Source organism: Parajatrophihabitans canadensis, from assembly GCF_053764775.1.
Window position 1 is genome coordinate 3,975,729 of record NZ_CM132445.1, and the last position, 21,916, is coordinate 3,997,644.

Genomic DNA, 21,916 nt, shown 5'->3' on the forward strand with positions numbered 1-21,916 from the left:
TGGCTTTCGTTCAGCGCAGCCCGCTGACGATCAACTCCGCCTTCTGAAATTCCTTGACCGATGAGTAGCCGCACTTAGCCATCACCCGGGCGACGCTGCCGAAGAGGTTCCGCTCACCGCTGGCGTCCGCGGTCGGGCCTATGAGCACCTCTTCAAGCGATGCGCGGTCCTCAGGCTCGGTGCCCAGATCGACGAGCGCGGACCGGGGCAGTCTCGGGTGTGAGGCTGTGGCGTCCCAGTACTTACCGCCGCCGGGCGCCTCGGCGGCGATGGCCAATGGCTCGCCCAACATCACGGCGTCGGCCCCGCACACCAGCGCCTTCGCGATGTCGCCGCCGGTTGCCATATCGCCGTAGGCGATCAGATGGACGTAACGCCCGCCCGTCTCGTCGAGATACGCCCGGCGAGCGGCGGCAGCGTCTGCGATTGCGGTGGCCATCGGCACCTCGATGCCCAAGGCCGAGTGAGTGGTTGAGCCGGAATGGGCTCCGTAGCCGACGATCACCCCGGCCGCACCGGTTCGCATCAGATGCAGTGCGGTCTGGTAATTGGTGCAACCGCCGACGAGTACCGGGATATCGAGCTCGGCGATGAAGGTTTTGAGGTTCAGCGCACCGTCTGCCGCGTGTTCGGACGCGACGTGCTCAGCAGAGATGATCGTGCCTTGAATAACCAGAATGTCCGGGCCAGCTTTGAGCACCGCCGGCGCCAGCGCCATCGTGTGTTGCGGCGACAGGCGTACCGCGACCCGCACGCCGGCGGCCCGGAGGTCAGAGACCCGGCGCGCGAGTAACTCGTCAGAAACCGGCTCGGCGTAGATCCGTTGTAGCTGGGCGGTGCTACAGCCGCCGTCGTCCGAGATCTGATCGAAGACCTCGGCTGGGTCTTCATAGCGAGCCCAGAGACCCTCGCCGTTGAGCACCGCCAGACCACCGAGCCGTTCGATCTCGATCGCCGTGTCGGGCGACACCACGGCGTCTGAGGGTGCAGCTACCAGGGGCAGGTCGAAAGTGTGAGCATCGATCGTCCAGGCAGTGGACACGACCGTGGACCCGCGGGTGCGCCGCGTGGGAACGAGGGCAATTTCGTCGAGGTGATAACCCCGTCGCGCCTCGCGGCCAAGTCCGATCTCAACGGTTTCAGGCATACCTACAGTCTCGCATTCTCGGCGCGTACATCGCGGGCGTGCCCGTAATTGTGGGCATCAAACCTGCGCTTTGACTGTCAATCACCGCAAGTTCGCCGCCAATCACCGCAAGAATTCGGCGAGATCGCATAGCATCTTCCGTAAATACCACACATTGAACTAACATGAAGTTAACCGCAGCCGCGTAACTCGATCTTGCGACCGTGGAAAAGCTCGAAAGCCGGGCCAGCGACGTGGCTGGTTCGACCTGCGTAGACCATCGTGCTTCACACACGCGAGTGAGGTCGCCGTGCCGAAGACGCAGCGACCGTCGCTACGCCAGTTGTCGCTGTTCAGCGCCTTCTGGTACGGGACGGTGATCGCGGGCTGGGCGTTGCTCTGCTACGCCTGCGTGATGGTCGCGACCTCGTCGCTCGAGGTCGCCGGCGCACCCCTGGTCATGACCGCGATCCTGCTCGTCGTGCTGGAGTTGCTACCGCTGGTTCAGGGCCGCGGGCATGACCCCCAGGGCGTCGTCATGTCGACGGCCTTCGTCTGCGCAATGCTGTTTCTCTGGGGCATCTGGCCGGCCGTCCTGGTGGTCTCTATCGCTGCCCTCGCGTCCGACCTACGGGTGGGCAAGTCGGCTTGGAAGGTCTTCTTCAACGTAGGTCAATACAATCTTTCGGTTGCAGCAGGCGCATTGGTCATGCTGCTGACCAATCACACTCCGTCGCTGGAAGAACCGCTTGCCCGCATCAACGGTGAAGACCTCTTCTGGATGGTCGGCGTCTGGGTGGCCTACTTCGTCACCAACGACGTGCTCGTCTCCGGCGTACTCGCCTGGACGGACTCCTTCACGGCAATCCTGTTCGACGACTTCCGGCATTACACCGCGATGACCTTCGCCGTACTGGCCCTCTCACCGCTCGTCGTGGTCATGGCGCAGAACCTCTGGATTCTCCTGCCCCTGCTACTCATTCCGCTCCTGCTGATCTATCAGACCGCCCAGATGTCGCTGGAGAAGGAGCACCAAGCCGGCCACGATTCGCTCACCGGTTTGCCGAATCGCACGCACCTGCTTGAGTCACTGCAAGAAGCCCTGGCCCGCGCAGGTCGGGACGCGAGCCCGTTCGGCCTGCTGGTGATCGATCTCGACCATTTCAAAGAGGTCAACGACACGCTGGGTCACCCTGTCGGCGACAAGATCCTTATTCACTTCGCCGAGCGGCTCTCCTGGGCTGTGCGGACGGAAGATCACGTGTCCCGATTAGGTGGCGACGAGTTCGCCGTCATTGTCAGCGACGCTGACCCGGCCACGGCCCGCGCCCTGGCCGATCGGATTCGGCAATCACTGTCGAGCCCGATCACGCTCGACGGAATGCTTTTCGACATCGAGGCATCTATCGGCATTGCCACCTACCCCGAACACGGGCCCGGTCCCGATGATCTACTCCGGTTCGCCGACGTCGCGATGTATGACGCGAAGGAAAGCCGTTCCGGCGTAGCCACCTACGACCCGAACCGCGATCGCAATTCGACCGATCGGTTGCGGTTACTCGGTGAGCTTCGCCAGGCGATGGACGACAATGCCCTGACCCTGCACTACCAGCCAAAGGTGTCGATGCGCGACGGGTCACTGCTCGGCGTAGAGGCCATGATTCGATGGGAACACCCGCAGCGCGGGTTCGTATCGCCGGACGAGTTCATTCCGTTGGCCGAACGATCCGGCATCATGCCGCAGCTGACCGAGCGGGTCGTCACGCTGGCCTTCCGCCAGATGGCGCACTGGCGAAGTTGTGGCCTGGACGTCAAGGTTGCCGTCAATGTCTCGGTCACCGACCTCGCCGGCGGTCGTCTTGCCGCGCTGGTTGCCGCGAAACTGCGCGAACACGCTTTGCCCGCAGGCAGCTTGCAGCTGGAGATCACCGAACGCATCGTCGCCCGCGAGACCGATGAGCTCAATGTGGTGCTTGCCGATCTGGCCGCGATGGGGGTGACCCTGAGCCTGGACGACTTCGGGACCGGATACTCGTCGTTGCTCCGGCTGCAGTCACTGCCCGTGGACGAGATCAAGATCGACCGTGCCTTCGTTTCTCGTTTGTCCAGTGGGGATTCCGAGCCGGGAATCGTCAAGGCAGTCATCGACCTGGCCCACGCGCTCGGCGTCCCGGCGATCGGCGAAGGTGTCGAAAACGAAGAGGAATGGACGAAGCTGCACGCGCTCGGCTGCGATGGCGGCCAGGGTTGGCATATCGCCGCGCCCATGCCCGCCGAGCAAGCTACGGAGTGGATAAGGTCGCACCTGCATGTCCGCGCGACGGCAACCAAGCGCCTCGCGTCCTGACCAGCTCCAAACCGCGAATCGTGTAACGCTCGGCACCCCTACGATGCCGAGCGTTACACGATTCGCCGGGGTTCGGGGTTAGGAGCCGGGCCGCACCGGTTCAGCCGGAGTAGTTCGGCGCCTCGACGGTCATCCGAATATCGTGCGGATGCGACTCCTTCAGCCCGGCGGCGGTGATCCGAACGAATTGTCCGTTGTCTTGCAACTGGGCGATGGTGTGCGCGCCGACGTAGAACATCGACTGACGCAGACCGCCGATCAACTGGTAGGCAACCGCCGCGAGCGGACCGCGATAAGGCACCTGACCCTCGACGCCTTCAGGGATGATCTTGTCGTCGTCGGTGACATCGCCCTGAAAGTAACGATCTTTCGAGTACGACTTGCCACGGCCCCTGCTCTGCATGGCACCGAGTGACCCCATGCCGCGGTAGGACTTGAATTGCTTGCCGTTGATGAACACCAGCTCGCCCGGGGACTCTTCGCAACCGGCCAGCAGCGAACCGAGCATCACCGTGTCTGCACCGGCCACGAGGGCCTTCGCAATGTCGCCGGAGTACTGCAGCCCACCGTCACCGATGACGGGGACGCCTGCTGCCTTCGCTGCCAACGCTGCCTCATAGATGGCCGTGACCTGCGGGACTCCGACACCAGCTACGACGCGGGTGGTGCAGATCGAGCCGGGCCCGACACCGACCTTGATCCCGTCCGCGCCGGCGTCGATCAACGCCTGGGCACCGGCCCGGGTCGCGACATTGCCCCCGACGATGTCCACGGCTTCAGCGGCCGACTCGGCCTTGAGCCGGCGGATCATGTCGGTCACGCCGGAAGCGTGCCCGTTCGCTGTATCCACAATGAGGAGATCTACGCCCGCTTCGACCAACGCCATCGCGCGCTTCCAGGCGTCGTCGAAGAAGCCGACCGCTGCGCCGACCCGCAACCGCCCCGCAGCGTCCTTGGTCGCCAGCGGGAATTGCTCGCTCTTCGTGAAATCCTTGACCGTGATCAGGCCCTGCAGCCGACCGGCAGCGTCGATCAATGGCAACTTCTCGATCTTGTTCTTGGCGAGCAGGCCAAGGGCAACGTCTTTGTCCACGCCCACCGGTGCCGTCACCAGGGGCATGGCCGTCATGACCTCTGACACCGGACGCGAGAAATCTGTCTCGAAACGAAGGTCCCGATTGGTCACGATGCCTACGAGCAGGCCATCGCGATCGATAACCGGTAACCCCGAAATTCGGTACCGACTACACAGCTCGTCGACCTCGGCCAGGGTCGCGTCCGGCCGCGTTGTCACCGGGTGGGTGACCATGCCAGCCTCGGAACGCTTCACCAGGTCGACCTGTTGCGCCTGCTCTTCGATCGACAAGTTGCGGTGCAGGACGCCCAGACCACCTTGCCGGGCCATCGCGATCGCCAACCTGGACTCGGTGACAGTGTCCATGGCGGCGGAAACGAGCGGAACCCGAAGCTGGATGTTGCGCGACAACCACGTCGAGGTGTCGACTTCGCTCGGAATCACGTCGGTTGGCCCCGGCAGCAACAAGACATCGTCGAAGGTCAGACCCAGTTCGGCGAACTTCGCAGGTACCGCATCGGCCGAGGCTCGCAGACCATCAGACGGGATATGGACACTCACGATGTTCTCCTCAGGCCGCGGTATCTCATTCTATGACAGCGTCGACCCCTCTCATGACACGTCGGCCTGCCACGTCGCTCTGACCCGTCGTGTCGTCATCAGACGATCCTCAGCAGGGTCGTTGGCGGCGCAACGACCATGATTTCCCTGAGGACGATCCGTGACAAACATCAGGGGTGATTCAGGGTTGTCCCCACTACAGCTGTCGACTCCCATGCAGCAACCTCATCTGTGGTCGTGGGTTTCCGTACCAGCCCCGCCACACACGAGCGAGACCCGCATCAGCGAGAAAGGCACCTCATGAATTCGCCCACTCCGTCCGCCGATATCAACACCGACTCGATGTACCCAACGACTCAGACAGGTTCTGGGCCGGCCGGCGCGGCGAGGTATGCCCCGGCCGCGCGAGCGATCAATGTGAGCAAGATCTATGGCAGCGGCGACACCCATGTCCGCGCCCTCGACAACGTTACGGTCGACTTCGGCCGCGCCGAGTTCACCGCCATCATGGGTCCGTCCGGGTCTGGCAAGTCGACGTTGATGCACTGCCTGGCCGGACTCGACAACGCGACTTCTGGATCGGTGCTGATCGGCGACACCGAGTTGGTCGGCCTGTCGGACAAAAACATGACCAAGCTGCGACGCGATCGAATCGGGTTTGTCTTCCAGTCGTTCAACCTCGTACCCACGCTCACTGCGATCGAGAACATCACGCTTCCGATGGACATCGCCGGCCGCAAGATCGATCAGCAGTGGGTCGATTCGGTCATCGATACCCTCGGCCTGCGAGACCGTCTCGGCCATCGCCCGTCCGAGCTGTCCGGCGGCCAGCAACAGCGGGTCGCGTGCGCCCGAGCGCTGGCGAGCCAGCCCGAGATCATCTTCGGCGACGAGCCCACCGGCAACCTCGATTCGCGTTCGTCCAGCGAGGTGCTAGGCATTCTGCGCAACTCGGTCACCCATCTGCAGCAGACGGTGGTCATCGTCACGCACGACCCGCGCGCGGCAAGCTACGCCGACCGAGTCGTGTTCCTTGCCGACGGCAAGATCGTGGACGAGATGCGTTCGCCCACCGCAGATTCGGTTCTGGACCGGATGAAGAACCTCGAGGCGGTCTGAGCCATGTCGACCTCCACCCTGCAGCGACCGAGCCAACCGCCCAGCGGCACCGGTCCTACGCGCTACAAGTCAAGCCCGAAGTCCACGATGCGCAAGGTTTCACTGCGCAATCTCGCCGCCCACAAGGTCCGGCTCGCGCTGACCGTGCTGTCCGTCGTCCTCGGCACCGCGTTCGTGGCCGGCTCGTTCGTCTTCACCGATACACTCGGTCACACCTTCCACGGCTTGTTCTCCGATGTGGCAAAGGGTGTCGACGTTCAGGTGAGCGGCCCCGAGGACGGCAGCAGCGGGGTGCCGCTGGCCGATGTCGACAAGATCAAGGCGATGCCTGGAGTTGGCGCCGTCGATCCACAGGTCGGTGGCTCGATCGTGCTGATCGGGTCGAACGGTAAATCCGTCCAGGGCGGCGGCGCCCCGAGCGAGGGCCTTTCATATTCGCCACCTGGACAGATCATCGGCGATCCGTACAAGTTCGTCAGCGGCTCTGCCCCGACCCAGCCGAACGAGATCGCACTCAACAAGGGTGCGCTGAAGCTGGCAAAGCTCCAGGTCGGCGATCACACGAAGGTGGTGGTGCCAAGCTTCGGAACTCTCAACGTGACGATCTCCGGCGCTTACGACACGAAGGCCGACACCGGCGGCTACATCGGTGCCCTGTTCGCCCGCGATCAGGCGTTGAAATTATTCACCGACGGCAGCCACGTGGGCACCGTGAACGTTGCCGCCGCGCAAGGCTCGGGAACGACCGCGACGCAGGAGTCGCTCAAAGCTGAGATGACCAAGGCCTTCCCGCAGCTGACGGTGAAGACCGGCAAGCAGGTCACTGCGGACACCCAACATGATGTCGACACGGCGCTGAAGTTCATCAACATCTTCTTGCTTGCCTTTGGGGCCATCGCCCTGCTCGTCGGAACGTTCATCATCTACAACACCTTCTCGATGATCGTCGCCCAGCGATTGCGAGAGCTCGCGTTACTGCGGGCTGTCGGCGCCAACCGCAAGCAGATCAGCCGCTCCGTCCTCTTCGAGGCTCTCATCGTCGGCCTGGTCGGCAGCATCCTCGGCATCGCCGGTGGCGTTGGCCTGGCTTACGGGCTGCGTGCATTGCTCAACAGCTTCAACGTCGGCCTGCCGAACGGCCCCTTGCAATTGACCCCACGCACCATCGTCGTCGCGCTGCTGGTTGGCGTGGTCGTAACCGGCTTCAGCGCGTACTCCCCCGCCCGTCGTGCCGCCAAGGTCCCTCCGGTCGCGGCTATGCGAGAGGAATTCGCCTCGGCGGGCACCTCATTGCGCCGCCGGACGATCATCGGCTCGATCTTCGGCGTGCTCGGAGTGCTGGCACTCGTTGGTGGCGGTCTCTCCAAGGCGGGCGGCGGAGCGGCCGGCCTGGTCGGCATCGGTGCGCTCGCCCTGATCATCGGCGTGCTGCTCGGCGCACCAGCGCTGTCGCGTCCGATTGTCGGTCTGATCGGTATGCCACTGGCGAGGCCCTTCGGCCCGGTCGGCAGGCTGGCCAAGACGAATGCCGTACGCAATCCCCGCCGGACCGCAGCCACAGCGTTCGCTTTGACCCTGGGTCTGATGCTGGTCACGGCCATCGCGGTCTTCGGATCGTCGGCCAAGAAGAGCATCAACGCGCTCGTGGACAACGGCGTCACGGCGGACTACATCCTCACCGGCCCGGACGCGATCGGTGTGCCGATCGGCGCCGGACAGGCAGCAACCAAGGTCGAGGGCGTGAAATCCGCTGTGGCGTTGGAACCTGTCGATGTCAAGATCAACGGCTCAGACAGCGAGGGCACCGGTGTCGACGGATCGCTGGCCGACGTGCTGCCGTTCCACCTGATCGCCGGCACCGGGGACTTCAGCGGCCACAACATCCTGGTTTCCAAGACCTCCGCCAGCGACCACCACTGGTCAGTGGGTTCGACGGTCGTACTGACCTCCCGTGATGACAAGGCAATCAATACCAAAGTCACGGGTATCTATTCGGACAATCAGTTGCTGGGGCCGTGGCTGGCATCAGGCGATCTGTACCGCGAGGTCACCGCAAGCAACGAACGCCTCGACATGGTCGTACTGGTCAAGGGCCAACCGGGCACCGATCTGGCGGCCCTGCGGACGAATCTCGAACGCGCCACCGACCCGTACCTGGTCGTGAAGGTGCAGGACAAGAAGGAGTTCAAGGGTACGCAGGCCAGCCAGATCAACGGGTTGCTCGGGGTGCTGTACGGCTTGCTCGCGCTGGCCATTGTGATTGCCGTCCTCGGCATCATCAACACCTTGGCGCTGTCGGTCGTCGAGCGCCGGCGTGAGATCGGGATGCTGCGCGCAGTGGGCATGCTTCGACCTCAGGTGCGCCGGACGATCTACCTGGAATCTGCGCTCATCGCCGTCTTCGGCGCGATCGTAGGTGTGGTTTTGGGCCTGACCTTCGGAGCATTGTTCGTACGGACCTTGCGCGACCAAGGGCTGAACCAGTTGGCAATTCCGTACGGGCAGTCGGTGTTCATGCTCGTGCTTGCCGGGCTCGTCGGCGTACTGGCAGCCCTATGGCCGGCGGCGCGAGCAGCTCGTACGAAACCGCTGGAAGCGATTGCGGATCTGTGACGCCCGCTGACGCCGTTGTCTGAGTAGAGGACGAATTCCCGGCGAAAGTTGCCGGGAATTCGTCGCGTCCGGCAAAGGCGCGTTACCGTGGGAGGCGTGAGCCATCACGATCCGTCTTGGGATTCGAGCAGCGACCCGCAGTGGAGCCGGCTGTGGGAACAGCACACCGGCCCGTTGGACCCGTTTTTGGACGATCCGAATGACCCTTCGGCGCTACTCGACGACCTGGATCCGGTCGAGCCACTGACCGATACCGACCGCCGTGAGATCGCGGCCGACCTCGCCGAACTCGAGGAGTTCGAGGTAGCGCTCACGCCACACGGCATTCTCGGTATCGTCGTGGACTGCGGCGATTGCGGCGAGCAGCACTACTTCTCGTGGGCGTTGATGGCGGCCAACCTGCGTAGCTTGCTCGGCGATGGTCGAACGGGCATGCACGAGCCGGCGGCAGAGCCCAGTGCGGACTCCTATGTCTCCTGGGACTACGCCCGCGGATTCACCGACGCCCTCGCCGCTCACCGCACCTGACGGTTGGTCGAGGCCAGTCACTAACTCTGCTCACTAACTCTGCGTCACCTTCGCGCGCGCAGCTCGTTACCCCCATCGAAGACCGCGCACCATGTCGGGCCGCGGTTCGGGTACCGGGAGGTAGCCATGGCAGACGTTTCGCGATTACCTGCACCGCGCGTAGCTGACTGGGAATGGCAGACCGGTGGCGCCTGCCGTGGGCTGGACTCGTCAACATTCTTCCATCCGGAGAATGAGCGGGGTCCGTCCAAGATGCGTCGGGAACGCCAGGCCAAAGAGGTTTGCGCGAGGTGCCCGGTGACTCAGCGGTGCCTGCAGTGGGCTTTGGAGACCCGGGAACCGTACGGGGTGTGGGGTGGCAGAACCACCGAAGAGCGAGCACTGATGATCCGGCTGCGCACGGCCGTCTGACGAAGCGACGGTTGTAGCGAGCCACGACAGACGAACTCCCCGCTCGCATTGCGGACGATGCGAGCGGGGAGTTCCTTTAACAATGTGCGCTATTGCTCGAGATTTTGCTCAAGCACAGTTCACTTAGTGCGCGTGACCGTGGCCACCGTGGTTGTGTGCTTCGGGCTCTTCCTCGGCCGGCTTCTCGACGATGGCCGACTCGGTCGACAGCACGAGGGCCGCAACCGAAGCAGCGTTCGCCAGGGCAGCCTTGGTGACCTTGACCGGGTCGACGATGCCAGCAGCGAGGAGGTCGACGTACTCACCGGTGGCGGCGTTCAAGCCGTGCCCAGCCGGCAATTCACGAACCTTGCCGACCACCACATAGCCTTCGAGCCCGGCGTTGTTGGCAATCCAGCGCAGCGGCTCGGCGAGCGAGTCCGCCACGATGCTGACGCCCGTCGCCTCGTCGCCAGTGAGCGACAGAGCCTTCAATGACTCACCGGCCTGCACGAGAGCGGCACCGCCACCGGCGATGATGCCCTCTTCGACCGCCGCGCGAGTGGCCGCGATGGCGTCCTCGATGCGGTGCTTCTTCTCCTTGAGCTCGACCTCGGTGGCCGCGCCGACCTTGATGACACCGACGCCGCCGGCCAGCTTGGCCAACCGCTCCTGGAGCTTCTCGCGGTCCCAATCGGAATCGGTGGTCTTGATCTCGGACTGGATCTGCGAGATGCGACCCTCGATGTCGTCCTGCTTGCCGCCACCGTGGGTGACAGTCGTCAGGTCCTTGGTCACGACGACGCGACCGGCAGAACCGAGATCTTCCAGACCGACCTGGTCGAGCTTGAGACCAACCTCGGGCGAGATGACCTGAGCACCGGTGACGATCGCCAAGTCCTGCAGGAACGCCTTGCGGCGGTCACCGAAGAACGGGGCCTTGACCGCGACGACTGCGAACGTCTTGCGGATCGCGTTGACGACCAGCGTCGAAAGTGCCTCGCCATCGATGTCTTCGGCAATGATGACGAGTGGCTTGCCTGCGCCGATGACCTTTTCCAACAACGGAAGGATGTCAGTGATCGAACTGATCTTCTGGGTCGTGATCAGCAGGTACGGGTCATCGAAGGAGGCGACCTGGGTCTCAGGGTCCGTCACGAAGTACGGCGAGATGAAGCCCTTGTCGAACTGCATACCCTCGGTGAACTCGAGCTCGGTCGCCATCGTGTTCGACTCTTCGACGGTGATGACGCCGTCCTTGCCGACCTTGGTCATCGCTTCGCCGATCAGGGCACCGATGATCGGGTCCTGAGCAGAGATGGTGCCAACGTGGGCGATGCTTGCTTCGGTGTCCACCGCGACGGCGGCGGCGTCGAGCGCCTCGCAGACAGCGGTAACAGCGGCATCGATGCCGCGCTTGAGACCGGCCGGGTTCGCACCGGCAGCGACGTTCCGCATGCCGCTGTTGACCAGGGCCTGAGCGAGCACGGTGGCGGTCGTGGTGCCGTCGCCGGCAACGTCGTTGGTCTTGGTGGCCACCGACTTCGCGAGCTGCGCGCCGAGGTTCTCGAACGGGTCGGTCAGCTCGATCTCACGAGCAATGGTGACACCGTCGTTGGTGATCAACGGCGGGCCGTAAGACTTGTCGAGGACTACGTTGCGACCCTTCGGGCCGAGCGTCACCTTGACGGTGTTGGCCAACTTGTCGACGCCGCGCTCGAGCGAACGTCGGGCGTCCTCGTTGAAGCTGAGGATCTTCGCCATGTTTGTTCCTTTCTTGTGTCACATTGAACCGCGGTCGTGACATTCGCGGCCGGGATCGCGGAACCGACAACGCCCCGGTCACGCACGCTGTATGCGGCGCCCGGGGCGTGGCCAGAGGATTTACTTGACGATGACAGCGAGTACGTCGCGCGCCGAGAGCACCAGGTATTCCTGGCCGGCGTACTTGACCTCGGTGCCGCCGTACTTCGAGTACAGGACGACGTCGCCCTCGCTCACGTCGACGGGGATGCGGTTACCCCGCTCGTCAACGCGACCCGGGCCGACAGCCAGCACGGTGCCTTCCTGAGGCTTCTCCTTGGCGGTGTCCGGAATGACGATGCCAGACGCGGTCGTGGTCTCGGCCTCAAGGGCCTGAACGACGATACGGTCCTCGAGCGGCTTGATGTTGACCTTGGTGGCGGTCACGATCAGCTCCCCTCCTGGGGTCTTTGAAGAGTATGAGTGGATATCTGTATGGAGACTTGCTTGGTCCGGTCGGGCTGCCGTCGCGGGGGTCAGCCAGGCCTTAACTAGCACTCTAGCCGCGAGAGTGCTAGCTCTCAACACTGGGAGGCTGCCGGGTTTGGCGCAGACTGCGGTTACGGGCTCAGCGCGCTGTCGTTACGGGTTCGGTGCGCTGCCGTTACGGGTTCGGCGCGGCTGCGCGTCAGGGGCAGACTGGGTCGGTGCTCCCTGATCTCGACGACCCGGTCCGCCGACGACGATTCGAAGCCGCGATCGCCCTTGCCGCGACGGTGCCCGAGACAGATCCGGTGCGCCGGGTGGCCCACGTTCGGGCTCTGATCGCGGCGCAGTCCCGTTCCGGCACCCACGCTGCCGACGGCCCAGACTCGGGGACTGCCGAGTTCACGAGCGCCGAGTTAACGAGCGCCGAATTCATGACGGCGGCGTTCGCGCAGGCCGAGCTTCGCAAGCGTGCGAGCGACAAGTTCGGCTCGGCCGCCGATCAGCTGTATTTCACCTCCGACGGTTTGCAACAGTCGACCCGCCGGGAGGTCGCCGATCACCGAGCTGACCGTTTCGAGCGCGCCGGGCTCGCCACCGTCCTGGATCTGTGCTGCGGCATCGGAGCTGATGCGCTTGCATTCGAGCGCGCCGGGCTGGTCGTCGAGGCGGTTGAACGTGAACCGGCGACTGCCCAGATCGCCCGCGCCAACCTCGCGGCCGGGGCCGCAGGGGATGCAGGTCCGGCTCGGGTGATCGTCGGAGCTGCGGAGGACGCTGACTGGTCCACGGCCGAGTCGGTCTTCATCGATCCGTCCCGACGTAGTGCCCGCGGTAGAACCTTCGACCCGGCCGCGTACTCGCCTGCCTTTGATTTCGTCACTGAGGTGATCCGCACGGCGACCTGGGCTGCGGCCAAGCTGGGTCCAGGCCTCGATCATGCGCTGATTCCACCGGGGGTCGAGGCCGAATGGACGTCATTTCGCGCGGGCGTGAAAGAGGCAGTCCTGTGGTCGAGGGGATTCACCGAGCCGAGTGTCACGCGCAGGGCCACGGTGCTTTCGGCGCTCCGTCCGAAGCTCAGCCTTACCGACGCTGACCCGGCTGAGACGGCCATCGGCGCCATCGGCAGCTACCTGTACGAACCGGACGGCGCAATCATCCGGGCCGGACTAGTCCAGCAGGCTGCGGCGGTCCTCGGGGGCTGGCGGATAGACGAGCATCTGGCCTACCTCAGCACTGACCAGGCGCCGAACGGCACGTGGAATGCGCTGGCAAAGGGTTACCGAGTGCTGGAGACGTTGCCGTACTCGGTGAAGCGCCTGCGTACCGAACTACGCCGACGCGAGGTCGGCATCGTGGAGATCAAGAAGCGCGGAGTCGACATCGACCCTGCGGTGCTCCGGCGGGAGTTGAAACCCAGCGGGCCCAACTCGATCACGGTGCTGCTGGCGAGGGTCGGCGAAAAGCGTCTGGCCGTGCTCGCCGAACCAGTTGGTATACCCACAGGTCGCCATAGCGACCCGGACGTATACCGATCCGGCGATCACGGCCGCTGATGCCGCCGCTGAACCGAGTTGGTATACCCACAGGTCGCCATAGCGACCCCGACGTATACCGACCTGGCGCATCGGACTGGGCGACAACGTCCCGAACAGCACGGGCCGAGTCAGCTGGTGGTGCCGGTCAGCCCAGACACGAAGGGGTGTACCTGAAAGTCGCAGGCCCGGAGATCGATCGGCGCTCCGCCGACCATCTCGCCCGTCGGCAAGCCGACCAGGACGGTCACGAAGCTCGTGCAAAGGGTGGCTCCGCCGGCGGGGGTCAGATCGGCTGAGTCGATGGCAGCACTCGTCGATCGTCCCGGCGGAACGAGGACGATCGGCGGCGCGGTGTCATTCAAGACCCCACGCCCGGACGGGCCGACCAGCTCGGTATGAGCTGTCACAACGTCATCGACCGACGAAACTCCAACGACCGCCGGGTAGCCCTCGATCACGCAGTCGTGCGGCGAGGAATTGGTGAGGCTCACCGTGCCACTGGTCGGCGGCGAGCTGCCCTGCCCGGCAGTGCGCGCTCCCGTGGTCACCTTCAGGCGCACATCAGAGACCTTGCACGCGGGGGCCACCAGTTTCGGAGCGGACGCCGCAAACGCGTCGGTCGCGGTCGCGGTAAATGTGAATGAGTAAATGCTGCCGACATTCGCCGGTGGCACCTTGGCAGTGCCGGTACCGAGCGGTCCCGCTGCCGTAGCGGTGACGGTCGTACTCGAGCCTTGCACAGCCACCGAGACGACGTGCAGGTTCTGCGCAGGCCGAATCAACGTGGCGATGATGCGGTCATCGTCGGAATGGTCGATCACGTGAACCAAGCTCGGGTACCGCTCGCCGGAAGAGTCCGAGCAGCGCGCCGAGATGACGGCCAGGTCTGGGTGCCCGGCGGTCCGCATCGGCACATTCGCCTCTTCGGAGGCAGCTTGTCCGGGACGGGCATTACAGGTGAGGCCATAGCGATTGGGCACCGACAGATCGGGGCCCGGGGTGGTGACCGACGGTTCGGGTAGCGCTTGGAGAGATTTGCGACCGCGGTCAGCGCGGCTGATGTTGACCAGCGCGGCGCAGATCAGGACGACGACCAGTCCAGCAACTGCCCACCATTTCGTCCTCACCTAACCATTGAACGCCAACTCGAGCCGATCCGAACGGCTCAGCCGCTGCCGCTCTGTCCGGTGATCAGCGGATGCACCTCGAGCCCACAGCCGGCGAGCGTGGACGGGAAGGTTCGGTCCAATCCGTACCCCCCGAACTGCACTCGAAGGTGATCGGTGGCCGCACAACTAGCCGCAACCGGTAGCCGAGCTTCGGCCAAGGCGCTAGCAGTACCGCCGGGATTGAGCACGACGATCGGCGCCACCGAGCCGCCAACTCCACCGTTGGCACCGCGCAGCGTCTGGCTCGCCACCGCACGGCTAGCCTCGCTGATTGCGGTGACGTCCGGGTAGCCCCGCATGACGCAGGGATACACCCCGGTATTGCGCACCTGGATCAGCACCGCATCGGTCGCGTCCGCGTCGGCCGTGATCGCCAGCGACACGCCCCCAGCCGTGCAGTCATTCGCGTACAAGCTCGGCCGCAACGCGGTGAAGGTCTTGCCATCGGCCGCGGCTTCGAAGGCATAGTCGAATGAGCCGTGCTCGCTGGGGCTGTAGCCCCGCACCGTGATCGTGCTGCCGATCACCGTGCCGAAGTCCGCCTGGACGCCCTGAGCTTGGCTGATGAGGGTGCGCACGAGCGTCCCGTCGTCGGTCTCGACGTCCACCTGAGAACTTGACGCGATGCCTTTGGGACCGGTGCAGGTGGTCGCGATGATGGACAGCGCGCGCCCGGTCGTGGCTGCAGCCGTCTTGGCAAGAGTCAACGTACCCAGTGTCGACACCGAACCCAGCTGTGTTGGATCTGGACACCTGACGGGCGTGAAGGTCACCGCGCCGCCTCCACTCGCAGCACTGGACCCGAAATTCGCGCTAGGGCCAGGACTGGCAATTCCACCTTGCACGCCGCTCGCCGGGGACGCCGGCAGCCCATCCGCGAGCTGGGGTGGGCCCGCGGCCGAACCTGCCCCGCCCGAGGACTTCTCAGCGTTCGGGCCGCCGCCATCGCCCACGACCGCCACCCCGATCAGGACGACAACGGCCGCGACGGCGGCGGCGCTGAGTATCAAGCTGCTGGCTCGAAACCGGTTGCGCACCAAGGACAGCCGCGATCTCGGCATCGTCGTGTCGGTCGCGGCCGCACCGATTGTGCGATCGAGAATCTCGGCGATCGCAGTCGACGGAGCGGGCGCGTCCATGGATTTGGATCGCAACACCGACTGCAACTCCTCGGTCAGGCTTCTGTTGCCGGTCATGTCACATTCCTCAAGTAGTACGACCCCACGCTGTCGTCGGCAAAATCCCCGGTGGTTCGCAATGTGGTCAACGCACGGCTGATCAGGCTGCGTACGGTGCCCACCCGGCAGTCCAGCGCTTCAGCGACCTCGGCATCGGCCAGGTCGTGAAAGAAGCGAAGGACGATGGCCGCGCGCTGCCGATCTGATAACGACCCGAGTTCCCGCCAGAGCCGGTCGCGCTCGTCCACGGCAGCCGTCTCGTCCCGAGCCGGACCCGCTCGCTCGGCGAAAGACTCGAACGATTCGTCGAAGTGCACCTCGGTCGATGACGCCCGACGTTTTCCGGCGAGAAATCGGTTGACCATGGCCTTGCGGACGTAGGCGAGCTGGTAGTCGGCGCCCTCGACCTGAGCCCAGCGCGGGTATAGCCACACCAGGTTGTCCTGAACCAGTTCTTCGGCCTCCGGGCCATCCCGAGTCAGCAGGTATGCAGTCTTCAGCAGGGTGTCGGTGTGAGTGCGAACGAACGCTGAGAATTGCTCGTCGAACTGTCCTGGCAGCTGTCTCGAGGGCGGACCTGAGCGCTGCCCTGACCTCCTACCGGTACCCATCACCCTCATTAGACGCCGTGAGGCACCTGCAACGTTGCGCCAGACTTAGATCCGCTCGAAGTCCCACGCATGCGGCGGTCGTTCGACCAGCTCGTCGGGTACCTCGGCAAGCGCTTCGGCGGCACCGCCGGTGGGATCGATCACCACAAGCCGGGGCTCATGGTCTGCGCTGCGGTAGAGGTCGGCAGCTGGGGCGATCCGTTCCTGCACCCAGCCGAGCAGCTCGTCGAGTCTGCCCTGAACGGCAACCGCCTCCCACATCGTTGTATTCGCTGGCGTTGTATTCGCTGGCGTCGAATTGGCTGGCGTGTCCATTCAGACCAGGACCTCTGCGATCGGCATCGCCGAATCAGCCGGGATGTCCAGCTGGGACGGGCGGGCGCCGTTCTTGATCAGCTGAGCACCGAGTGCGGCCACCATCGCACCATTGTCGGTGCACAGTCCCGGCCGCGGCACGCGCAGCCGAATACCCGCTTGCTCGCAACGAAACGCTGCCAGAGCTCGCAGCCGCGAGTTCGCCGCAACCCCGCCGCCCAGCAGGAGAAAATCGATGCCATCGTCCTTTGCCGCGCGAATGGCCTTCGTCGTGAGGACATCGACGACCGCTTCCTGAAAGGACGCCGCCACATCGTTGACCGGCACCGGCTCTCCTGCTCGCTCGCGTGCCTCGACCCAGCGGGCCACCGCCGTCTTCAATCCGGAGAACGAAAAAGCAAACGGCGGGTCACCGGCCCCAGTCAGGCCCCGCGGAAACGCGATCGCCGCCGGATCGCCGTCTACAGCTGCTCGATCGATCAGAGGGCCGCCAGGAAAGCCGAGTCCCAACAGCCGCGCGACTTTGTCGAAGGCCTCGCCTGCCGCATCGTCGCGGGTCGCACCGAGCTCCGTCAGCTCCAGTCCCCCGACCTTGGGCACCCGCAGGATCGAGGAATGACCGCCGGAGACCAGCAAGGCGATGCATGGCTCGTCCAGCGGACCGTTCTCCAGCAAATCCACCGCGACGTGCGCCGACAGGTGGTTCACGCCGTAAAGCGGCTTGTCCAGGGCGAGCGAGTACGCCTTGGCTGCAGCGACACCTACCAGCAGCGCGCCGGCTAGGCCGGGCCCGGCCGTGACGGCAACGGCATCGATGTCGGCGAGTCTGATGCCTGCCTGCGCGCACGCACGATGAACCGTCGGCACCATCGCCTGCAAGTGGGCGCGGCTGGCCACCTCGGGCACGACGCCACCGAACCTGGCATGCTCGTCGACACTTGAAGCTATCGCGTCAGCCAGCAGCGTCGTGCCTCGGACGATGCCGATTCCCGTTTCGTCACAAGATGTTTCGATACCAAGGACGAGTGGCTCGGACCTGAGATCAGTGCCCACGACGGCCACCAGCACGCACGTCGAGCCGCATCGTCAGAGCGTCCACCCGGCCATGGTCGTAATACCCACGACGGACCCCCAGCAACTCGAATCCTTCGCGTTCATAAAGAGTTCGGGCGGCGTCGTTATCGATTCGGACCTCCAGCAATACCTCGTCGGCGCCGCGTCGGATCGCCTCGGCGACGAGCGCCTGGACCAGCTGGGTGCCGATACCGCGGCGCCGCGCTGCGGGTAGCACGCCGACAGTGAGAATCTGCGCCGTCTCACCAATCGTCAACAAGCCTGCACTACCGAGCAACTCAACGGACCGACGAGCTTCCGGTTCACCAGCTTCTGGTTCACCCGCTGCTGCCTCACCGGATCGGCCGGCGACCGATTCTGCGACGAGATAGCAGCGCAGCTCGCTATCGGCGAGTTCATCGAGGTAAGACTGCCTCGACCACGCCTCGCTGCCGAACATGATCTCTTCGTACGGCAAGAGCAGGTCGAGATCCGCCACGGTCATCGGGCGCAGCCGAACCTGGCTCGTTGGCGCCTCGATTGATTCGGACCCGCTCAAAGCTGGCTCACCGCCTTCCGTGCCGCAGGTTCGACAGCGTCCGGCCGGCGGAGGTAGAGCGGGGTGAGTGGTTCGCCGGGTGCGCCTTGGCGAACCCGTTGCATCGCGAGGCCGGCCAGGCCCAGAACAGTCGGAAAGTCGGGCCCGATCAGCGGCAACGCCAGCACCTGCGCGTACTGGCGGCTCCCTGCTCCCGCCATTGCCACTGGATAGCCGACACCGTCGGAGCCAGCAAGCTCGACCAACAGATCAGCAGGCTTCGCCACGGCCGGCGAACCGACGCGGACGCCGTCCAGATATCGAGCCCAATAGACCTCGCGACGTCGAGCGTCCGTGGCCACCAGCAGCGGGCCCTTTTGTTCCTGGTGTCCTTGTCCGCCCTGCCGGACGGCTGCCGCGATAGCGTCCAAAGAGCACACGTCATAGGCGGGAATGCCGAGCGCGTCACTGATCGCCGCCGCCGTGACCAGGCCAACCCGCAGCCCGGTGAACGGCCCCGGACCGACGCCCGCCACCACTGCGGACAGCTGCGCGATTCCGATCGACGCCTGGGCGAGCGCGGCCCGAATCGAGGGTGCCAGCTGTTCGCCGTGTGCTCGGGCGTCCACTACTACCCGTTCGCCGCACAGTCGTGGCGTTGGGCCAGCACAGTCCACAACGCCCGCGGTCACGGCTGCGGAGGAGGTATCGATTACCAGGGCCAGCACGATGATTGAGCTTAGCTGGCCGTCCCGGGCCACACCGACTTAATGCGGTCGCCCCAGGTTCCGTCGATCGGCGTGAGGCTGACCTCGCGAATTTCGGTGTCCGGGCGCCGACCGATCGTCACCTCCAGGCGGGCATCGCTCAGCCGCTCGACGAGCCCGGCGCCCCACTCGACCACGGTCACCGAGTCTGCGATATCGACGTCCAGGTCCATATCGTCGACCTCGTCCAGGGACCGGAGGCGGTAGGCGTCGACGTGCACGAGGGGCAGCCGCCCGCCCTGATGCACCCGAGCGATCACGAAGGTCGGTGACACCACGGGCCCGCGTACGCCGAGGCCGGCGCCGATGCCTTGGGTCAACGCGGTCTTTCCCGCCCCTAATGGGCCGGTCAGGACGAGCAGGTCCCCCGGTTCGAGGATGCCGGCCAGTTTTCGTCCGAACGCGTCCATGTCTACCGGAGTCGGTACCTCGATCAACGGACGGTCCGCGCCCGGCGAGTCGATGACCCGGTCCGGCGCCCAACGGCGCCCGCGTCCGCGACAGCCTCACCCACGAAGTCGACGAGCGGGCCGTTGACCACCTCGGGACGTTCGAGCATCAACAGGTGGCCGGCACCCTCGACCTCGATCAGCTCGGCCCGGGGCAGCGCGGCAGCGATCGCCTCTGCGTGGGACAGCGGCGTGAGTGCGTCGTGGTCGGCGCCGAAGATCAGTGCCCGGCACCCGCTCAAGTTCTGCAGCCCCATCGTCCCGTCATGAGTCATCAACGTTGACCAGAAGTCCGAGACGACATCGACCGGGGTCGCGGAGATCATGTTGGTGGCGAAGGCGACCACCGCAGGATCGACGTCAGGTGCTGCGAAACTCAACCGCTTGGTGATGGCCCAGGCCAAATCCTTGCCCAGTGCCCGTCCGAGCTCGACCAGCTCTGCGTTCTTGGCTGCGCGGCGAAGCACCACCGGCATAACGGGACCACTCCAGCGACTGACGAAGGACGGCAGGCCCAACGTCACCGTTCGCAGATTCCCCCCGGAGGTATTGATAAAAACGACGGCGGGTATCCGCGCGGTGCCCGTCCGGACACCGGAGTCGGTTTCAGCCGAGCTCGTCGAACCGATCCGCGTCAGAAAGTCAGCCGGCCGTTGGTCGGCCATTGCCATGATGGTCATGCCGCCCATCGAATGACCGACGAGCACGATCGGGCCGGTGGGCACGATCGCATCGATCACGGTCGCCAGATCGCGGCCCAGCTGCTCGATCGTGCAATCAGCGCTCGGTGATTTGTCTGATCGGCCATGAGACCGCTCGTCGTAGAAGACCATCCGGATGCCGTCACCGAACGCCTCGCGCAGCGCCAGCCGCTGGAAGTGGAATGACCCGAGGTTGAGCGTGAACCCATGGACGAAAACCACTGTCAGTGGGGCATCGGACGGACCCACCTCTTCGACATACAGACTCACACCGTCCTCGGCGAGCACCCGTGACTGGCGGTCGATCGACAGCGCCCCGAGGCCCGCCGCCGACTTGGAGTCGATCTTCGATTTCTCGCGCTCGACCTGCCGCACTCCATGCACTACGCCGGCAGCGGCTACCAGACCGGCAGCGCCAACCGCGCCGCCGATGATCGCGGGGATCTTGACTTTCATTCGCCGACCACCGGCAGATAGGTACGCGGGACTCTGGCGCCGACCCGGGTCACGATCTCGAAATGGATCGTGTCCAACGCGTCCGCCCAGTCTTGAGCCGTCGGCTCTCCGCGGGTCCCGGGGCCGAACAGCAACACTTCATCGCCTTCCACGATAGGCGAATCGCCGACGTCGACTACGAACTGATCCATCGCGACCCGGCCACTGATCCGAAACCTGCTGCCCGCGATGCTGACCGGCCCGACGTTCGTGGCGTTGCGGGCGATGCCATCGGCGTAGCCGAGCGGGACGAGAGCCAGCGTGGTCTCGCGATCGGTCACGTACAGATGCCCATAGCTGATGCCGGTTTTGCAGGGAACGCGTTTGACGTTGGCGAGATGGCTGCGCAGAGTCATCGCCGGCGTCAGACCGAAATCGCCGCGTTCCGGTACCGGGGACAACCCATAGATTGCGATGCCGGTACGGACGAGATCGAAGTGTGTGCCAGGCTCGGTGACGGTTGCTGCCGAGTTCGCCAGGTGCCGTAGCTGCGGAACCACGCCCAGGTCCGCCGCTACCTTGAGCGCATCGGTAAAACCCTCGATCTGGGTCTGGGTTGTGGGGTGTCCGATGACCTCGGCCGAAACCAGATGGCTCCAGATGCCGATGACGTCGACGATTCCGGCGGCCGCCGCGCGGCCTGCTGCCGTGATCAGTGCAGCCCATTCGCTCGCCGTGGCGCCGTTTCGTGACAGGCCGGTATCGATCTTGAGGTGGATGCGTGCCGCGGAGCCGAGCTCGGCCGCGATCGCGATCACGGTCTCGAGCGCAGCGATCGACGAGACCGACACGTCAACGCCGGTCGCGATGACCTGCCTGAGCTCGGCCGTCTCGTGTCGAGTCCACAGCCAGGCCAGAATCGGCTGCTCGATACCGGCTGCACGCAGTGCCAGTGCCTCCTCCAGCATCGCCACCCCGAGCCAGTCGGCGCCGCCTGCGACGGCCGCACGCGCTGCCGGCACCAACCCGTGGCCGTACCCGTCGGCCTTGACCACGGCCATCAGCTGCGCCTGAATACCCGCTCTCAGGGTCTCGACGTTGGCCCGGATCGCGGCCAGGTCGACGACGGCCTCTGAGCGCAACATCTGTCCAGTCTCTCAAACGACCCGGC

At 64.9% G+C, this 21,916-nt stretch carries 20 protein-coding genes; 6 read left to right on the forward strand and 14 right to left on the reverse strand.

Going from position 1 to position 21,916, the window contains the following annotated elements:
- Positions 1-10: 10 nt before the first annotated feature.
- The gene (locus ACSMXN_RS19080; protein ID WP_022913908.1) at positions 11-1,147 is read right to left on the reverse strand and encodes a GuaB3 family IMP dehydrogenase-related protein; all 1,137 of its coding nucleotides are present in this window, start codon (positions 1,145-1,147) and stop codon (positions 11-13) included.
- A gap of 289 nt (positions 1,148-1,436) precedes the next feature.
- On the opposite strand from ACSMXN_RS19080, the gene ACSMXN_RS19085 reads away from it, so the two are divergent.
- Positions 1,437-3,473, forward strand: coding sequence for an EAL domain-containing protein (locus ACSMXN_RS19085; RefSeq protein ID WP_022913909.1), 2,037 nt, complete (start codon positions 1,437-1,439; stop codon positions 3,471-3,473).
- 100 nt (positions 3,474-3,573) lie between these two features.
- Here ACSMXN_RS19085 and guaB read toward each other — a convergent pair whose 3' ends face one another.
- Positions 3,574-5,109, reverse strand: coding sequence for an IMP dehydrogenase (gene guaB / locus ACSMXN_RS19090; RefSeq protein ID WP_022913910.1), 1,536 nt, complete (start codon positions 5,107-5,109; stop codon positions 3,574-3,576).
- Positions 5,110-5,451: 342 nt separating this feature from the next.
- Here guaB and ACSMXN_RS19095 point away from each other — a divergent pair, with 342 nt between their 5' ends.
- The 4 genes from ACSMXN_RS19095 (at position 5,452) to ACSMXN_RS19110 (ending at position 9,780) form a co-directional block, all read left to right on the forward strand.
- Positions 5,452-6,228 carry an ABC transporter ATP-binding protein gene (locus ACSMXN_RS19095; RefSeq protein WP_051148928.1) on the forward strand — a complete coding sequence of 259 codons (777 nt, stop codon included), beginning with the start codon at positions 5,452-5,454 and terminating at the stop codon, positions 6,226-6,228.
- Positions 6,229-6,315: 87 nt separating this feature from the next.
- Entirely contained in the window at positions 6,316-8,841 is a 2,526-nt protein-coding gene (locus ACSMXN_RS19100; RefSeq protein ID WP_027139589.1) for an FtsX-like permease family protein, read from the forward strand.
- Between the two features lie 96 nt (positions 8,842-8,937).
- Positions 8,938-9,369: a DUF5319 family protein gene (locus tag ACSMXN_RS19105; protein ID WP_022913913.1), complete on the forward strand. Its 432-nt coding sequence runs from the start codon at positions 8,938-8,940 to the stop codon at positions 9,367-9,369.
- 126 nt (positions 9,370-9,495) lie between these two features.
- Positions 9,496-9,780: a WhiB family transcriptional regulator gene (locus tag ACSMXN_RS19110; protein WP_022913914.1), complete on the forward strand. Its 285-nt coding sequence runs from the start codon at positions 9,496-9,498 to the stop codon at positions 9,778-9,780.
- Between the two features lie 123 nt (positions 9,781-9,903).
- On the opposite strand, the gene groL is transcribed toward ACSMXN_RS19110, so the two are convergent.
- Entirely contained in the window at positions 9,904-11,523 is a 1,620-nt protein-coding gene (gene groL, locus ACSMXN_RS19115; protein ID WP_022913915.1) for a chaperonin GroEL, read from the reverse strand.
- A gap of 120 nt (positions 11,524-11,643) precedes the next feature.
- Positions 11,644-11,952, reverse strand: coding sequence for a co-chaperone GroES (gene groES, locus ACSMXN_RS19120; protein WP_027139591.1), 309 nt, complete (start codon positions 11,950-11,952; stop codon positions 11,644-11,646).
- Positions 11,953-12,209: 257 nt separating this feature from the next.
- Here groES and ACSMXN_RS19125 point away from each other — a divergent pair, with 257 nt between their 5' ends.
- The gene (locus ACSMXN_RS19125; protein WP_155958422.1) at positions 12,210-13,547 is read left to right on the forward strand and encodes a THUMP-like domain-containing protein; all 1,338 of its coding nucleotides are present in this window, start codon (positions 12,210-12,212) and stop codon (positions 13,545-13,547) included.
- Between the two features lie 110 nt (positions 13,548-13,657).
- On the opposite strand, the gene ACSMXN_RS19130 is transcribed toward ACSMXN_RS19125, so the two are convergent.
- The 10 genes from ACSMXN_RS19130 to alr are packed head-to-tail and all read right to left on the reverse strand — an operon-like array spanning position 13,658 to position 21,890.
- A complete protein-coding gene (locus ACSMXN_RS19130; protein ID WP_022913918.1) occupies positions 13,658-14,656 on the reverse strand; it encodes a DUF4232 domain-containing protein in 999 nt (332 codons plus the stop codon).
- A 38-nt stretch (positions 14,657-14,694) separates the two neighbouring features.
- On the reverse strand, positions 14,695-15,894 hold the full coding sequence (locus ACSMXN_RS19135; protein WP_022913919.1) for a DUF4232 domain-containing protein: 1,200 nt from the start codon (positions 15,892-15,894) through the stop codon (positions 14,695-14,697).
- A complete protein-coding gene (locus ACSMXN_RS19140; protein ID WP_022913920.1) occupies positions 15,891-16,487 on the reverse strand; it encodes a SigE family RNA polymerase sigma factor in 597 nt (198 codons plus the stop codon). The genes ACSMXN_RS19135 and ACSMXN_RS19140 overlap by 4 nt, the downstream gene beginning before the upstream one ends.
- A gap of 45 nt (positions 16,488-16,532) precedes the next feature.
- The gene (locus ACSMXN_RS19145) at positions 16,533-16,748 is read right to left on the reverse strand and encodes a hypothetical protein (protein WP_027139592.1); all 216 of its coding nucleotides are present in this window, start codon (positions 16,746-16,748) and stop codon (positions 16,533-16,535) included.
- Positions 16,749-16,802: 54 nt separating this feature from the next.
- Positions 16,803-17,855 (reverse strand): tRNA (adenosine(37)-N6)-threonylcarbamoyltransferase complex transferase subunit TsaD, encoded by a 1,053-nt coding sequence (gene tsaD, locus ACSMXN_RS19150; protein WP_155958423.1) that lies wholly within the window; start codon positions 17,853-17,855, stop codon positions 16,803-16,805.
- Positions 17,845-18,414 carry a GNAT family N-acetyltransferase gene (locus ACSMXN_RS19155; protein WP_022913923.1) on the reverse strand — a complete coding sequence of 190 codons (570 nt, stop codon included), beginning with the start codon at positions 18,412-18,414 and terminating at the stop codon, positions 17,845-17,847. Before ACSMXN_RS19155 ends, tsaD begins: the two co-directional genes overlap by 11 nt.
- Positions 18,411-19,121: a tRNA (adenosine(37)-N6)-threonylcarbamoyltransferase complex dimerization subunit type 1 TsaB gene (gene tsaB, locus ACSMXN_RS19160; RefSeq protein ID WP_027139594.1), complete on the reverse strand. Its 711-nt coding sequence runs from the start codon at positions 19,119-19,121 to the stop codon at positions 18,411-18,413. The genes ACSMXN_RS19155 and tsaB overlap by 4 nt, the downstream gene beginning before the upstream one ends.
- Before the next feature lie 11 nt (positions 19,122-19,132).
- Complete coding sequence (gene tsaE / locus ACSMXN_RS19165; RefSeq protein WP_051148917.1) at positions 19,133-19,570, reverse strand: tRNA (adenosine(37)-N6)-threonylcarbamoyltransferase complex ATPase subunit type 1 TsaE; 438 nt, start codon at positions 19,568-19,570, stop codon at positions 19,133-19,135.
- Between the two features lie 23 nt (positions 19,571-19,593).
- Entirely contained in the window at positions 19,594-20,766 is a 1,173-nt protein-coding gene (locus ACSMXN_RS19170) for an alpha/beta fold hydrolase (RefSeq protein ID WP_051148918.1), read from the reverse strand.
- Positions 20,763-21,890 (reverse strand): alanine racemase, encoded by a 1,128-nt coding sequence (alr, locus tag ACSMXN_RS19175; protein WP_022913925.1) that lies wholly within the window; start codon positions 21,888-21,890, stop codon positions 20,763-20,765. The genes ACSMXN_RS19170 and alr overlap by 4 nt, the downstream gene beginning before the upstream one ends.
- Between the last annotated feature and the right edge of the window lie 26 nt (positions 21,891-21,916).

What these genes read in the sequence shown, in the direction of transcription:
- ACSMXN_RS19080 (WP_022913908.1), bottom strand. Translation starts at nt 1,147, where the DNA reads ATGCCTGAAACCGTTGAGATCGGACTTGGCCGCGAGGCGCGACGGGGT.
- ACSMXN_RS19095 (WP_051148928.1), top strand. Translation starts at nt 5,452, where the DNA reads ATGTACCCAACGACTCAGACAGGTTCTGGGCCGGCCGGCGCGGCGAGG.
- ACSMXN_RS19100 (WP_027139589.1), top strand. Translation starts at nt 6,316, where the DNA reads ATGCGCAAGGTTTCACTGCGCAATCTCGCCGCCCACAAGGTCCGGCTC.
- ACSMXN_RS19110 (WP_022913914.1), top strand. Translation starts at nt 9,496, where the DNA reads ATGGCAGACGTTTCGCGATTACCTGCACCGCGCGTAGCTGACTGGGAA.
- groL (WP_022913915.1), bottom strand. Translation starts at nt 11,523, where the DNA reads ATGGCGAAGATCCTCAGCTTCAACGAGGACGCCCGACGTTCGCTCGAG.
- ACSMXN_RS19135 (WP_022913919.1), bottom strand. Translation starts at nt 15,894, where the DNA reads ATGACCGGCAACAGAAGCCTGACCGAGGAGTTGCAGTCGGTGTTGCGA.
- ACSMXN_RS19140 (WP_022913920.1), bottom strand. Translation starts at nt 16,487, where the DNA reads ATGGGTACCGGTAGGAGGTCAGGGCAGCGCTCAGGTCCGCCCTCGAGA.
- ACSMXN_RS19145 (WP_027139592.1), bottom strand. Translation starts at nt 16,748, where the DNA reads ATGTGGGAGGCGGTTGCCGTTCAGGGCAGACTCGACGAGCTGCTCGGC.
- tsaE (WP_051148917.1), bottom strand. Translation starts at nt 19,570, where the DNA reads ATGGACGCGTTCGGACGAAAACTGGCCGGCATCCTCGAACCGGGGGAC.
- ACSMXN_RS19170 (WP_051148918.1), bottom strand. Translation starts at nt 20,766, where the DNA reads ATGAAAGTCAAGATCCCCGCGATCATCGGCGGCGCGGTTGGCGCTGCC.
- alr (WP_022913925.1), bottom strand. Translation starts at nt 21,890, where the DNA reads ATGTTGCGCTCAGAGGCCGTCGTCGACCTGGCCGCGATCCGGGCCAAC.